This window comes from Streptomyces sp. NPDC048417 (assembly GCF_040651615.1).
Lineage (GTDB): Bacteria > Actinomycetota > Actinomycetes > Streptomycetales > Streptomycetaceae > Streptomyces.
Window position 1 is genome coordinate 191,196 of record NZ_JBEZKI010000004.1, and the last position, 14,054, is coordinate 205,249.

The following is a 14,054-nucleotide window of genomic DNA, read 5'->3' on the forward strand; positions in this document are numbered from 1 at the left end:
GCGGCCGTCCGTGTCGCCGCCCCTTACGCGGCCGTGAAGCGCGCGGTGACGGAGGCGACCCGCTTGCCCTGGTACTCGGCGGCGCTACGGGCGGTGTCGTCGACCGGGATCGCACCCTGGCCGTTGACGTGGCTGGTGCCGTAGGGGTTGCCGTCGACGAACTTGACCGGGTCGGTGTAGCCGGGGGTCACCAGGATGCCGCCGAAGTGGTGGACGGAGTTGTAGAGCGCGAGCAGCGTGGACTCCTGGCCGCCGTGCGCGGTGGCCGTGGCGGTGAAGCCGCTGTAGACCTTGTCGGCCAGCTTGCCCTGCGCCCACAGGCCGCCGAGCGTGTCGATGAACTGCTTCAGCTGGCTGGCGATGTTGCCGAACCGGGTGGGGGTGCCGAAGACCACGGCGTCCGCCCACTCGATGTCGGCCGCGGTGGCGACCGGGATGTCCTTGGTGGCCGCGGCATGCGCCGACCAGGCGTCGTTGCTCGCGATGGCCTCCTCGGGCGCCAGCTCGGACACGCGCAGCAGCCGTACCTCCGCGCCCTCCTTGCGGGCGCCGTCGGCCACGGCCTCCGCCAGCTCGTGGACGGTACCGGTGGACGAGTAGTAAACGACGGCGACCTTGGGAGCCATGGGGAATTCCTCTCGCTGTGCTGTGGTCTCGGCGGCGGACGCCGCCTTGCTTCCGGCGGCCGGAGCCGCCTCGGTCTCGACGGCGGAAGCCGTCGTGGCGCCGGCGGCGGGAGCCGTCGGGCCGGGGTCGGGATGGGCGGTGGCGGACAGGGAGAGCCGCAGATGACGTGCCGCGACCCCCTTCGCCGCGGTCAGCCCGTGGCGGTAGCGGTCGACGGTCGCGGAGGCCGAGATCTTCAGTGAGCCGTTCTCGACGGACAACGCGTCCACCGTCAGCTCGACCGGCGCGCGGAGACCGCGGACGGTGAGGTGGCCCTGGACGACCCAGACGCCGGCCGTACCCCGGCTCACGCCGGTCGACTCGAACCGGATCCCGGGGTGGCGCTCCGCGTGCAGAAAGGCGGGGGAGCGCACGTGATCGTCCCGGCGCGGGGTCCCGGTGTGGAAACTGCCCGCGTCGACGACGGCGGTCACGGCCGACTCGGTGACCGGCTCGGCGATCGTGATGCTCGCCGACTCCACCCGGAAGGTGCCGTTCACCTTGCCCAGGCCGAACATGTGCCGCGTGCTGAAGCCGATGGACGACCGCTCCGGATCGACCGTGTAGGTCCCCGCGGGGGGCAATTCGACGCTCATGCCCTTCTGGCCTCTCGGTTGGCGTCGCGCGGCTGGTCCGCTACGGCGCTGTTGCTTGCCTTGGCAAGTATCTTTGCCTCACTCGAAATGCTTTGTCAAGCAAGTAATGATGTGCTTCAGTGGTAGCACCGGGACGCTACGGAAGGGAGGCCGGTACATGTCCGCACAGTCACCCGAGCCCGTCTGCCCGCTGAACACCGACGAGGACCGACTCTGGCGCGCACTGCAGAGGATGCTGGTCGCTCTGCCGCGGGCGCTCGACGAGGACCTGCTGTGCGCCACGGGCCTGTCGCTCACGCAGTACATCGTCCTGGCGCAGCTGTCCGAGGCTGAGGACAACAGCATGCGGATGACCGAACTGGCCTCGGCGGCGGCCCTGTCCGCGAGCCGTATCACCCGGGTGGTGGAGAACCTGCGCGACCAGGGCCTGGTGACCAAGCGGCGCCACTGCACGGACGCCCGCGGATACGTCACCGAACTCACCGAGGCCGGCCGGCAGCGGCTGCTCGGTGCCTACCCGGCGCATCTCACCAGCGCTCGCAGACGTGTCATGGACCAACTCGATCCCGCTCTGGTCCGGCGGCTGGCCGAGCAGATGGGGTCGGTGGCCCAGCCGCTCCACTCCCCGTGCGAACGGGGTACGGGACGGAAGGGGAGCCCCGCGGACCGGGAGGGCACCGCGGTCGAGGACCCCCCGGGGTACCCGGCAGCAGCCTCCGGCTACCGGGAAGCAGTCATTTGACCCAAGCCGGGATCGCGTAGCTGCGCAGAGCATGGGCCCGTTCCGGCTGGACCCATGCTCTCTGGAGGCACCCTTGCTGAAGGGCTACACCTACCCACTGTCGCCGCGCGGAGAGGCGAACCTCGCCCCCGCTCCGCCGTGGCACTACGCCGGTGACATCGTCGGCGTCGAGTTCTGGACGGATCCGGCGGCCGCCGCGGCGACCCTCCCCGAGGGGCTGACCCCCGACACCGAGTCCGACGGGCGTGTGGTGGCGCTCTTCGTGGACTGGCAGTTCTCCGCCGGGAACGAGGAGTACCTCGACCCGGTACGCAGCCAGTACCGCGAGTTCATGCTGCTGGTGGACGCCCGGTTCGGCGCCGAGCCGGTGTCGTGGTGCCCCTACATCTACGTGGACAACGACCTCGCCATGGCCCGCGGCTGGGTGCAGGGCTTCCCGAAGAAGCTGGGCTCGGTCGCCCAGACCCGGGTCTTCGCGTCCCCCGGCAAGGCGTCACCGTCCCTCGCGGCCGGCGGCAGGTTCGGCGCGTCCCTGTCGGCGGCCGGGCACACTCTCGCCGAGGCCGGGGTGACCCTGGAGCGCCCGGCGGACGACCCCGCGAGCCTGTTCCGGCCCACGGTCAACCTCCGGCACTTCCCGACGCTGACCGCCGGGCACTACGACAAGCCCGCCGTCCACGAGCTGGTCATGGCCGAGTTCGGCGACCAGGCGCTCGCCGACGTCTGGGTCGGCTCCGGCGACATCAGCCTGTTCGAGGCCCGCGGCGAGGAACTCGCGGACCTGGCCCCGGTGCGCACCGGCACCGGCTTCCGCGCCTCGATGTCGTACACCGTGACCGAAGTGCACCGGCTCGGCGAGTAGCGGAACGGGACCGGGACAGCCCCCTCCGACCGCCGTAACGAAAGGAAGCTGATGCACACCATCGCCGACCTCATCGTCGAGGGCCTGCGCAACGCGGGTGTCTCCCGGGTTCACGGCCTGCCCGGCGACTCGCTCAACGGACTGACCGACGCCCTGCGCAGAAACCCGTCGGTGACCTGGGAGCACTACCGGCACGAAGAGGCGGCCGCGTTCGCCGCCGCCGGCGAGGCGGCGGTCACCGGCTCGCTCGCCGTCTGCGCCGGCAGCTGCGGACCGGGCAACCTCCACCTGATCAACGGGCTGTTCGAAGCACACCGCAGCCGGGTCCCCGTCCTCGCGATCGCCGCACACATCCCCGGCGCGGAGATCGGCACCGGCTACTTCCAGGAGACCCACCCCCAGGAGCTGTTCCGGGAGTGCAGCGACTTCTGCGAACTGGCCTCCACACCCGAGCAGTTCCCCTATCTCCTCGACATCGCGCTGCGGACCGCCGTCGAGCGCAGCGGGGTGTCCGTGCTGGTGGTCCCGGGCGATGTGCTCCAGCACCGGCTCGACCATCCGCGCAAGGCCGCCACCGTACGGCCCACCACACCGGTGGTGCGCCCCGCCGACGCGGAGATCGAGCAGGCCGCGGTCCTCCTGAACCGGGCCGAGCGGATCACCGTCCTCGCCGGCGCGGGCTGCGCCGGCGCCCACGACCAACTCGTCCGGCTCGCTGGGGCGTTGCAGGCCCCGGTCGTGCACACCCTGCGCGGCAAGGAGCACGTGGAGTACGACAACCCGTACGACGTGGGCATGACCGGACTGCTCGGCTTCACCTCCGGCTACCGCGCGATGGAACAGTGCGACACGCTCCTGATGCTCGGCACGGACTTCCCGTACCGGCAGTTCCTGCCGGAGCACGCCACCGTCGTGCAGGTGGATGTCCGCGGCGAGCAGATCGGCCGGCGCACCCGGGTGGACCTGGCCCTGGTCGGCACCGTACGGGACACCGCCGAGGCCCTGCTCCCCAAGCTCGCGCCGCGGACCGACTCCAGGCACCTGGACGCGATGCGTGACCACTACGGCAAGGCCCGCACCCAACTGGACCGGCTCGCCGTCGACGACCACAACCGCACCCCGATCCACCCGCAGTACCTGACCCGGGTCGTCGACGAACTCGCCAGTGACGACGCGGTGTTCATCCCGGACGTCGGCTCCCCGGTGATCTGGGCCGCGCGCTACGTGACGATGAACGGCCGCCGCCGGCTGATCGGTTCGTTCACCCACGGCAGCATGGCGAACGCGCTGCCCCAGGCGATCGGCGCCCAGGCCGCCTGTCCGGACCGGCAGGTGATCGCGCTGTCCGGGGACGGCGGGCTGGCCATGATGCTCGGCGATCTGATCACCCTGAAGCAGCAGCGGCACCCGGTGAAGATCGTGGTCTTCAACAACGGAGCCCTCGGCTTCGTGGAACTGGAGATGAAGGCCGAGGGCATGGTGAACTTCGGCACCGACCTCGACAACCCGAACTTCGCGGACGTCGCCGAGTCCCTGGGCATCCACGGCACCAGGGTGGAGCACCCGGCCGACCTCGCCGACGCGCTGCGCACCGCGTTCGCCCACCCCGGGCCGGCCCTGGTGGAGGTGATGACCGCCCGGCAGGAGCTGTCCGTCCCGCCGACGATCACCTTCGACCAGGCCAGGGGCTTCGCCCTGTACGCCGCCCGCACCGTGCTGTCGGGACGCGGCGACGAACTCCTGGAACTGGCCCGCACGAACGTGGTGCGGCACCTGTCTTCCTAGGAGACGCCCAGGGAACCGGGGTCCGGGAATCCGATCAGGCTCATCACGGCCTGCCGGATGCCCTCCAGGTCGTACTCGCCCAGCGGGATCCCCGAGGCGCGGGAGTGCTTGGTGACCCCGACGAACGCGCCGAACGCCATCGACAGCAGCACCTGCGGATCACCGGCGCGGGCGGCACCGGCCGTCTGCGCCGCCCGCAGGATCTCCACCAGCTCGGCGTTGAGCCGGTTGACGACCTCGTACGCCTGCGGCCGCAGATACGAGCCGTGCACCTGGTGTTCCAGGAACGAGAACGCCTGCGGATAGGCCATGGCGAACGCCACCTGATGCCGCCAGACCAGCCCGATCGCGGTCACCGGGTCGGCCGCGCGCACGGCGTCGGTGACCACGGCGTCGGCGAACGCCGCCTTCGCCTCGGTGAAGACCGCCTCGCCCAGCGCCTGCTTGTTGGGGAAGTAGCGGTAGATCGTGCCCACCGCGACCCCGGCCCGGGTGGCGATCTCGGGCACGTTGGTGCCGTCCCAGGTGCGCTCGTCGAACAGCTCCAGCGCGGCATCCATGACTTTCCGGCGCAGTGGGGTCTGGTCGTCGCTGGTCACGGAGGGCGGCATCGTCACGAACGAAACTTCGTTCAACGACTCGATCTTGTCAAGGTGAAGAGGGTAGGTTATGGAGTGAATGAAAATTCATTCACTGTCGCTCATCTACTGAGTCATGAGGAGTGCGCCGATGAAGCGTTACGGGCACTGGATCGCGGGCGCCGAAACCGACCCGGCGGCGGGCGGTTGGCTGCCGTCCACAACTCCCGGGGGAGAGGAGGTCGCGCACGAGATCGCGCTCGGTGACGCCACCGACGTGGAGCGGGCCGTCCAGGCCGCGGCCGGGGCGGTCGACGGCTGGTGGAACCGGCAGCCCGTCGAGCGGGGCCGGGTCCTCGCGGCCGTCGCGGAGCGGCTGCGCGACGAGGCCGCCGGGCTCGCGGAGCTGGAGTCGGCCGAGACCGGCAAGCCCGCCTGGCAGACCCCGCTGGAGGTGGCGGGCGCCGCCAACTTCTTCGAGTTCTACGCCGGCCTGGTCAACCTGCCCGGCGGTGAGGTGGTGAACATAGGGCCGTCCTTCCACGCGTACACCCGGCGCGAGCCGCTCGGCGTGGTCGGTGTCATCACCCCGTGGAACGCGCCCCTGAACCAGGCGGCCCGCTCCATCGCCCCGGCCCTCGCGGCCGGCAACGCCGTGGTGGCCAAGCCGTCCGAGTTCACCTCGGCGACCACGCTCCGACTGGCCCGGATCGCCACCGAATGCGGCCTGCCCGACGGGGTACTGAACGTCGTCACCGGCACCGGGGACACCGTGGGAGCGGCGCTCGTCGGCCATCCGAAGGTCCGCAAGGTGGCGTTCACCGGCTCGGTCCGCGCCGCCCGTGAGATCGGCCGGATCGCCGCCGACCGGATCATCCCGCTCACGCTGGAGCTGGGCGGGAAGTCCCCCAACATCGTCTTCGCGGACGCCGACCTGGCCAAGGCCGCCCAGGGCGCCGTCGAGGCGTTCCTGCCCAACGGCGGCCAGTCCTGCATGGCGGGCACCCGGCTGCTGGTCGACGCCCGGATCCACGACGACTTCGTGGCGGCCGTCCGGGCCGTGCTCACGCACATCACGCCGGGGGAGACCTACGGACCGGCGATCACCCGCGCCCAATACGACAAGGTCAACGAGTACTTCAAGATCGCCGAGCAGGACGGCGCCACCCTGCTCGCAGGCGGCCGGCCGACCGGGGAGGGCTGGGTCTTCGAGCCGACCGTCTACACGGACGTCACCCCGGACATGCGGATCGCCCGCGAGGAGATCTTCGGGCCGGTCCTCGCCGTCCTGCGCTTCGAGGACGAGGACGAGGCGGTGGCCATCGCCAACGACTCCGACTACGGCCTGGCCGCCGCCGTCTGGACCGCCGACGTGACCCGCGCCCACCGGGTGGCCGCCCGTCTGGAGGCCGGGCAGGTCTACGTCAACGCCTACCCGCCCGGCATGATGGTCGAGGGCCCGTTCGGCGGCTACAAGAACAGCGGATACGGCCGCGAGAAGAGCCTGGAGGCGCTGCACCACTACACCCAGACCAAGTTCGTCGCCGTACGCCTCCAGGAGGACCAGCAGGTGTGGTGACCCGGCGGCCGGACGGCCGCCCGCGAACGGACGGCCGCCCGCGAACGGACGGTCGTCCGGCACCCGGTCGCACCGGTGGGGCGGCGGTGGTCGCGCGGACCGAACCCGCCCTGCTGCGCGTCGGCCGCACGCGCTCTGGAACCATCCCCTCCGAAAGCGACGAAAGGCGGTCACCGATGGCCATGAAGTTCCACGAAGAGCACAGGCGGGGCCCGGACTTCGCCCAGCTTCTCCTCGCCAGCCACGAGCGGTTGACCGGCACCCCCTTGTGCCCCTCGGTGTTCCCGGACGCCGACGAGGCGGCGCGCTGGCTCTACGAGTCCGCGCCCTTCGGGCTGCTCGCCCACGATGCCGGTCCGGATCCCGTCTTCGTCTACGCGAACAGGACCGCCCAGAAGTGCTTCGAGTACGGCTGGGAGGAGTTCGTCCGGCTTCCGTCCCGGCTGTCCGCCGAACCGGACGCGCAGGGCGACAGGGACACCTTCGTGCGATCGGTGACGGAGCGCGGATTCGCCTCCGGGTACCGGGGGTTGAGGATCGCCAGGCCCGGCCGCCGATTCTGGATAGAGGACGTCACGATGTGGAACCTCCTTGACCCGGACGGCACTTGCCATGGCCAGGCGGCGGTCTTCCGTTCATGGACGGACATCTGATGAACCCTCAGGATTCATGGACTCGACATACGCCGGGTTCCGCGAAACGTTCGACAGCCCGATGACGAATCTCTATATTGCTTGTTGAAGCAAATACATTCCTCCGGACTCCGGTCCGGTCTGTCCAGAAACGAGACCATGGCGAAGATCATTGTCACAGCGACCCCAGTGCCGGGCCATGTCCTGCCCCTCGCGGCGATCGCTGCCGACCTGACGGAGCGCGGGCACGAGGTGCTCTTCTACACCGGCACCCGGTTCGAGGACCGGGTCCGCAAGACCGGCGCACGCTTCGTCCCGTACCCCGCCGAGGTGGACATCGACGGAGCCGACCTCAGTGCCACCTTCCCCGAGCGCGATGAGCTCGCCCCCTTCGAGCGCATATCCTTCGACTTCAAGCACTTCGCCGCCGATCCCGCGCCGCTCCACGACAAGCGCCTTCAGGAACTGCTCGCCGAGTTCCCCGCGACCGTGGTGATCAGCGAGTTGCTGTCCCTGTGGACGCTGGCGACGGTCCTGCGCACCCCGCGGGAGCAGCGCCCGCTCCTGGTCACTATCGGCATCGCGCCGCCGCCCTTCGCCAGCGTGGACACCGCGCCCTTCGGGCCGGGGCTGCTTCCGCCCACCACCGACGAGGAGCGCGCCGCCCACGACGGGATCCGGGCCCAGATCGGCGCGATGTTCGCCGACGCCCAGCAGCACGTGGAGGGCGTCTTCACCTCGATGGGCGTCACGTTCCCCGGACCGATCTTCGACGCCATGGCCACGACCCCCGACCACCTGCTTCAGCTGACCGTTCCGGCCTTCGAGTACCCGCGCAGCGACGCGCCGGAGGGCTTCCGCTTCATCGGTCCCCTCCCGGCCGCCACCGACGCCGAGTTCGAACGCCCGGACTGGTGGGCGGAGTTGTCGTCCGACCGGCCGGTCGTCGTCGTCACCCAGGGCACCGTGGAGAACAACGACCTGTCCCAGCTCGTCGTCCCCACGCTCCGTGCGCTGGCGGACGCGGACGTGACCGTCGTCGCCGCCACCGCGCGGCCCGACGGCCCCGACGCGGTGCGGACGGCGCTGGACGGCCAGATCCCCGCCAACGTCCACCTCGCCGGGTTCGTGCCCTTCGAGCAGCTGCTGCCGCTCGCCGACGTCCTGGTCACCAACGCCGGATACGGCGGTGTGCAGACCGCGCTGCGGCACGGCGTCCCGCTCGTCGTGGGCGGCGAGACCGAGGACAAGCCCGAGGTCGCCGCCCGCGTCGAGTGGTCCGGCACCGGCGTCAACCTGCGCACCTCGCGCCCGGAGGCGTCCGCCGTGCGCGCCGCCGTCGACGAGGTGCTGGGTGACCCCCGGTACCGCAAGCGTGCGAGCGAGATCCAGGGGGAGTACGCCCAGTACGACCCCTTCGACTCCGTCGCCGAGATCGTCGAGCAGGCCTGAGCGCCCTCGCCGGGGGCTGTCCGGCCGGCTGCCGAACAGCCCCTGACGTGGGCCGGAACCTTGAGACTCCTTGCTTGTGCACGCTATTGTGATGGGATGAGCGACGACGACCCACTGACCGCCCACGAAGAACGCTTCTGGCGTGCCCTGATGCGCGTCATCGTCGCGCTGCCCCGCTCGCTGGACGACGACCTGCTGCGGTCCACGGGGCTCACGCTCACCGAGTACGTCGTCCTGATGAACCTCTCCGAGGCCGAGAACCAGGAGCTCCGGATGACGGACCTCGCCTCGGCCACCGCCCTGTCGGCGAGCCGCATCACCCGGGTCGTGGAGGCGTTGCAGAGCCGCGGTCAGGTCGTCAAACGGCGCTACGAGGGCGACGCCCGCGGCAATGTCGCGACCCTCACCCCGGAAGGGCTCAAGCGCCTCCAGGACGCCTACCCGGTGCATCTGGCGAGCGCCCGCAAACGGGTCATGGACCTCCTCGACGGCAGATCGGTACCGGCCATGGTGCGGCAGTTCGAAGCGGTGGTGGAGAAGCTCGACTGAGCTTCGCCCGGCCTGGCCGTCGCCCGCCGGACTGCTAATCTACAAGTGTCAAATTGTGCCGGAAGCGCACTCCAGCCCGCCCATGACCCGGAGAGCAGTCATGCAGCAGCGACCTCGGCCGAGACCGCGGGGATGACCTCGCGACCGGAGAACCAGGAGCACTGGGCCCGGTTGCGCCGCCAGCTGTGGCGGCCGCCGCGCGTCCACGGGGACCAGCCGCGGCACCGGGTGGTCGGCCCGCTGGAACTCTTCTACGACCTGGTGGTGGTCGTCCTGGTCGCCCAGGCCGCCCACCATCTGGCGGCGCATCTCACCTGGCACGGTCTCGGCGAGTTCGCCGTGGTGTTCGCGCTGGTGTGGATCGCCTGGCTCAACGGCACGCTCCACCACGATCTGCACGGTTACGACGACGCCCGGGGCCGCAGTCTCTTCCTCCTGCAGATCCTCGTGCTCGTCCCGCTGGGGGCGTTCATCCCCAAGGCCGGCGGCGCGGAGGGCGCCCATTTCGCGGTCAACGCGGGGGTCCTGTTCGCCGTCCTCGCCGTGCTCTGGTTCCTGGCCGGACGCGGCAGCTCCGCAGAGTTCCGCAAACCGACCCGGCTGTACGTGATCGGTACGGCGGCCTGCGCGGCCGTTCTCTTCGCCAGCGCCGGGCTGCCGGCCGACACCCGCCTGCTGACCTGGGGGCTGCTGGCCCTCGCCTTTCTCGCCGGGTTCGCCTGGATGGTCCTCGCGGCCGCTCCGGCCCGGCAGTCCGCGCTCGCCCTCACCGACGCACTCGTCGAGCGGTTCGGGCTGCTCATCATCATCGTGCTCGGCGAGACCGTGACGGGCGTCGTGGACGGGCTGGCGGGCGAGCCGACCACCGTCATGAGCCTGGCGGTCGGGCTGGTGGCCGTGGTGGTCGGATTCGGCGCCTGGTGGACGTACTTCGACTTCGCCGGCCACCGCCCGCCCCGGCGCACCCGCACGGTGACCCTCGGGTGGATGCTCACCCACCTGCCGCTGACGGCGGCGGTGACCGCCATGGGGGCCGCGATGGTCGGCCTGGTCGAGCACGCCCACGCCGACCGCACGCCCGTCGCCACGGCCTGGGCGCTGTGCGGGGGCGTGGCCGTCGTGCTGGCCGCGACGATGCTGGTCGCGACCGGCCTGGAGGCCTGGCGGGACGAGCGGGAGCTCTACCGTCCGCTCGCCGGCACCGGCCTCGCCGTGGCCCTCGCGGCCCTGGCCCTGGGCGCCGTACGTCCCGCGCCGCTCCTGCTCGGGCTGGCGCTCGTCGTCCTGCTGGGCATTCCCTGGGGCCTCGCCGTGGCCCGCAGGCTGGGCCGCGACGAGACACCGGCTCTCTGAGCCTCGGGGGCCGACGGCGGCCTCAACCGCCGTACACCCGCCGGGCGATGTGCTCCGCGATCATGATCGTGGTCGCGTTGGTCACGGTCGACGGCACCTCCGGCATGATCGAGGCGTCCACCACCCGCAGTCCGGCCAGCCCCTTGACGGCACCGGTCTCGTCGACGACGGCCCACCGGTCCTCGGGCCCGCCCATCGGCACGGTGGACGTCGGATGACCGTAGGTGGCGATACCGCTCTCGATCGCCGCCGCCAGCTCCTCGTCGCTTCCCACGGCGCCGCCCGGCACCAGTTCCGCCGCCACCGTCCCGGCGAGGGGCGCGCTGCCCGCCAGACGGCGCACCAGCCGCACCGCCTCCAGCATGCGACGCCGGTCCCGGTCCGTCGCCAGGTAGTTGTCGTCGATGACCGGGGCGACGTGCGGATCACGGTCGGCCAGCCGCACCGAGCCACGCGACTCCGGCCGGGTGACGGCCGCCGCCAGGACCATCGCCCCGCCGGTCGGACTGAACGAGCCGTCCAGCAGATGGGTGCCCACGACGGCGAGGTCCAGCTCACCGGGGAGCGCCTCCCGGGAGGCGAGCCACAGATGGGCGGCGAACGCGGACGTCATGCCCTGGTGCTCGGGCGCGAGCGCGAACAGCGAGTGGAAGAACGGGTGGTCCTGCAGCCGGCGCCCGACGGGCAGGTCGGCGACCACGTCGATGCCGAGGCCCCGCAGATCCGCGGCCGGGCCGACGCCGGAGCGCAGCAGGATGGCCGGGCTGCCGTACGTGCCCGCGCTGAGCACCACCTCGCCGGCCCGGTGGACGGCGCCCGACGCGTCGACGACACCGCGCGCCCTGCCGCCCTCGACGAGCACCCTGTCGATCGTGATGTCGCTCAGCACCGTCAGATTGCGGCGACCGCGCACCTGCGGCGTCAGATACGCCATGGCGGTGTTCTGGCGCACCCCGTCGACGATGTTGACCGGGTAGGCGCCGGTGCCGTCCTGCCGGTCGCCGTTGAAGTCGTCGTTGCGCCAAAAGCCCAGGCCCGCAGCACTGTCCACGAACGCCCGCATGGGGGACGTGAGTTCCTCATAGGTCCACTGGCGGATCGGGAAGGGGCCCGTCCGCCCGTGGTGGGCGTCGTCGCCGGTCGGTGTGTTCTCCAGGTCCCGGAAGGTGGGCAGGACCTCCTCGTACGACCAGCCCTTGATGCCGTACCGCTCGCCCCAGGCGGCGAGGTCCGCGGCCCGCGCCCGGATCGCCACACCGGCGTTCACCGCGGAGCTGCCGCCCATGGCCCGGCCGCGCGGCGCCGCGATGCTCGGGGCGCGGTCGGTGGCACGCGCGCTGTAGCCCCAGTCGTGGTCGGGGTCGGCCAGCAGGTGCGGGGTGAGCAGTCCCTCGGGGACCCGGTCGGCGGGGTAGTCCGGCCCCGCCTCGATCAGCAGGACGGTGCGCCGCGGGTTCTCGCTGAGCCGGGCGGCGAGCACGGCGCCGGCGGAGCCGCCGCCGACGATGACGACATCGGCCTCGTGGTGACCGGCGTGGTCGCTCGTGATGGTCATCTGAATCTCCTTATATATTGCTTCAGCAAGCAAATAAATAAACGGTCTCTCGCGGTGTGCACGGCGGTCAGATCCGCATCGCTTCGGGTACCACTCGCTCGCCCAGCAGCCGGAGCGAGGCATGCTGGTCGGCGCCGCGGACCGGGCCGATGACATGGTCGATGCCGATGTGGTCCAGCCGTCGCAACTCCGCGAGCAGGGCCGGGACATGCTCGCCGCGCGCTCCGGGGTCGAGGGGGAGCAGGACCGTCTTCTCGATCTCGGCGTAGTCGCGTCCGACGTCCTCGCAGTGCCGGCGGAGCACGTCGAGTTTGTGTGCGAGGTCCGGGCCGTGGAAGAGGTTGCAGGCGTTCCCGTACTCCGCGACCAGCCGCAGCGTCTTCCGCTCGCCGGAGCCGCCGATGAGGATCGGCGGGTGGGGACGGCGCAGCGTGCCGGGGGAGTTGAGGGTGCGCTCGAGGCGGTAGTGGCGGCCGGCGAACGGCTTCTCGTCGTCGCTCCACATCTGCAGGCAGATCTGGAGGGTCTCCTCCAGCCGCTCGAACCGCTCCGCGACGGGCGGGAACGGCAGCCCGAGCCCGCGTGCTTCGGCGAGGTTGAAGCCCGCGCCGACGCCGATGCCCAGGGCGGCGCGGCCCTCGGAGAGGACGTCCAGCGTAGTGATCATCTTGGCCAGCAGCCCGGGCTCGCGGTAGCCGGCCGAGGTCACCAGGGCGAGCAGTTCCGCCCGCTCGGTGGCCGCGGCCAGATAGCCCAGCGTCGTGTACGCCTCCAGCATCTCCTGCTCGGAGGCGCCCACGATCCCGATCTGGAAGAGGTGGTCCATGACGGCGATCCGGGTGAACCCGAACTCCTCGGCGCTTCGGGCGAGTCGTGCCACGTGACGGGCGATGCCCGCCGGACCGCCGGGCTGGGTGAAATCCGCGATGGCGATACCGAGGTTCATGCGGGCCTTCCGTGGTGTGAGCCGCCGGGGTTGTCGCCATCGAGTATGCCGGGACCGCTATGTGCTTTGTCAAGCAAGGAAATTGGACGGTCGGTCAGCCCCCGAGCGGCTGCGGGCGGTGCCTGCGCCGCAACTCCGACGAGGCGAAGACCGCCGAGATGCCGTGGACGATGCTGAACAGACCGAAGACGGTGGCGAGCGAGACCGCCCCGATGTCCGGCCGTACGAACAGCACGAACCCGAGCGCCACCGACACCAGGCCGGTCAGCAGGAACAGGGACCGCTCACCCGCCGTCTCACCGCGCTGGAAGGCGAGGACGACCTCCGTGGCACCGGTGGTCATCGCCCACGCGGCGACCCAGAGGGTGAGCACCAGCGCCGTGATGCCCGGCCAGGCCAGGGAGCTGACCCCGGCCACCACCGACAGCACGGCCAGCACCAGCCAGCCGAGGACCGGCCCCACCCGGTCGCTGCTGAAGGCGCGGACCCCGTCCATCACCGCGTACATGAACGCGTAGACGGCGAACAGGACGACGAACGCGCCGACCGTGATGCCCGGCCAGGAGACGGAGACGATGCCTATGACGACGGCCAGCAGGCCGCGCCAGAGCAGCGCGTTGGGCGAACTGAGCATGAAGACCTCCGCAAACGAGGGTGCCGTGGCGCCGACTTCCGCCTCGGCCCGGGACCGCGTGACGGGCACGGAGACTATCGGCGTCGCGGTCCGGCACCACCCGTCATTCGACTGGTTCCGCTACT

General features: G+C 71.1%; 13 protein-coding genes and 1 pseudogene. 8 read left to right on the forward strand and 6 right to left on the reverse strand.

Going from position 1 to position 14,054, the window contains the following annotated elements:
- Positions 1–23: 23 nt before the first annotated feature.
- Positions 24–626, reverse strand: coding sequence for an NAD(P)H:quinone oxidoreductase (gene wrbA / locus AB0D59_RS07955; protein ID WP_362562676.1), 603 nt, complete (start codon positions 624–626; stop codon positions 24–26).
- Between the two features lie 159 nt (positions 627–785).
- Positions 786–1,262, reverse strand: a pseudogene (locus AB0D59_RS07960) (YceI family protein); the annotation flags it as partial.
- Between the two features lie 157 nt (positions 1,263–1,419).
- On the opposite strand from AB0D59_RS07960, the gene AB0D59_RS07965 reads away from it, so the two are divergent.
- The 3 genes from AB0D59_RS07965 (at position 1,420) to poxB (ending at position 4,651) form a co-directional block, all read left to right on the forward strand.
- A complete protein-coding gene (locus AB0D59_RS07965) occupies positions 1,420–2,004 on the forward strand; it encodes a MarR family winged helix-turn-helix transcriptional regulator (RefSeq protein ID WP_362562204.1) in 585 nt (194 codons plus the stop codon).
- Positions 2,005–2,077: 73 nt separating this feature from the next.
- Positions 2,078–2,866, forward strand: coding sequence for an acetoacetate decarboxylase family protein (locus AB0D59_RS07970; RefSeq protein ID WP_362562206.1), 789 nt, complete (start codon positions 2,078–2,080; stop codon positions 2,864–2,866).
- Between the two features lie 51 nt (positions 2,867–2,917).
- A complete protein-coding gene (poxB, locus tag AB0D59_RS07975; protein WP_362562209.1) occupies positions 2,918–4,651 on the forward strand; it encodes a ubiquinone-dependent pyruvate dehydrogenase in 1,734 nt (577 codons plus the stop codon).
- Here the strand turns inward: poxB and AB0D59_RS07980 are convergent.
- Positions 4,648–5,286: a TetR/AcrR family transcriptional regulator gene (locus AB0D59_RS07980; RefSeq protein ID WP_362562211.1), complete on the reverse strand. Its 639-nt coding sequence runs from the start codon at positions 5,284–5,286 to the stop codon at positions 4,648–4,650. The genes poxB and AB0D59_RS07980 overlap by 4 nt on opposite strands.
- A 94-nt stretch (positions 5,287–5,380) precedes the next feature.
- On the opposite strand from AB0D59_RS07980, the gene AB0D59_RS07985 reads away from it, so the two are divergent.
- From AB0D59_RS07985 to AB0D59_RS08005, 5 genes are all read left to right on the forward strand, one after another.
- The gene (locus tag AB0D59_RS07985; RefSeq protein ID WP_362562213.1) at positions 5,381–6,808 is read left to right on the forward strand and encodes an aldehyde dehydrogenase family protein; all 1,428 of its coding nucleotides are present in this window, start codon (positions 5,381–5,383) and stop codon (positions 6,806–6,808) included.
- A 176-nt stretch (positions 6,809–6,984) separates the two neighbouring features.
- A complete protein-coding gene (locus AB0D59_RS07990) occupies positions 6,985–7,461 on the forward strand; it encodes an MEKHLA domain-containing protein (RefSeq protein ID WP_362562216.1) in 477 nt (158 codons plus the stop codon).
- Between the two features lie 138 nt (positions 7,462–7,599).
- Complete coding sequence (locus AB0D59_RS07995) at positions 7,600–8,892, forward strand: nucleotide disphospho-sugar-binding domain-containing protein (RefSeq protein ID WP_362562219.1); 1,293 nt, start codon at positions 7,600–7,602, stop codon at positions 8,890–8,892.
- 96 nt (positions 8,893–8,988) lie between these two features.
- Complete coding sequence (locus AB0D59_RS08000; RefSeq protein ID WP_351698465.1) at positions 8,989–9,441, forward strand: MarR family transcriptional regulator; 453 nt, start codon at positions 8,989–8,991, stop codon at positions 9,439–9,441.
- Between the two features lie 132 nt (positions 9,442–9,573).
- The gene (locus AB0D59_RS08005) at positions 9,574–10,794 is read left to right on the forward strand and encodes a low temperature requirement protein A (RefSeq protein WP_362562221.1); all 1,221 of its coding nucleotides are present in this window, start codon (positions 9,574–9,576) and stop codon (positions 10,792–10,794) included.
- 22 nt (positions 10,795–10,816) lie between these two features.
- On the opposite strand, the gene AB0D59_RS08010 is transcribed toward AB0D59_RS08005, so the two are convergent.
- From AB0D59_RS08010 to AB0D59_RS08020, 3 genes are all read right to left on the reverse strand, one after another.
- The gene (locus AB0D59_RS08010) at positions 10,817–12,349 is read right to left on the reverse strand and encodes a GMC family oxidoreductase N-terminal domain-containing protein (protein WP_362562223.1); all 1,533 of its coding nucleotides are present in this window, start codon (positions 12,347–12,349) and stop codon (positions 10,817–10,819) included.
- Between the two features lie 67 nt (positions 12,350–12,416).
- A complete protein-coding gene (locus tag AB0D59_RS08015) occupies positions 12,417–13,295 on the reverse strand; it encodes an LLM class F420-dependent oxidoreductase (RefSeq protein WP_362562226.1) in 879 nt (292 codons plus the stop codon).
- Positions 13,296–13,389: 94 nt separating this feature from the next.
- The gene (locus AB0D59_RS08020) at positions 13,390–13,929 is read right to left on the reverse strand and encodes a DUF308 domain-containing protein (protein WP_362562228.1); all 540 of its coding nucleotides are present in this window, start codon (positions 13,927–13,929) and stop codon (positions 13,390–13,392) included.
- Between the last annotated feature and the right edge of the window lie 125 nt (positions 13,930–14,054).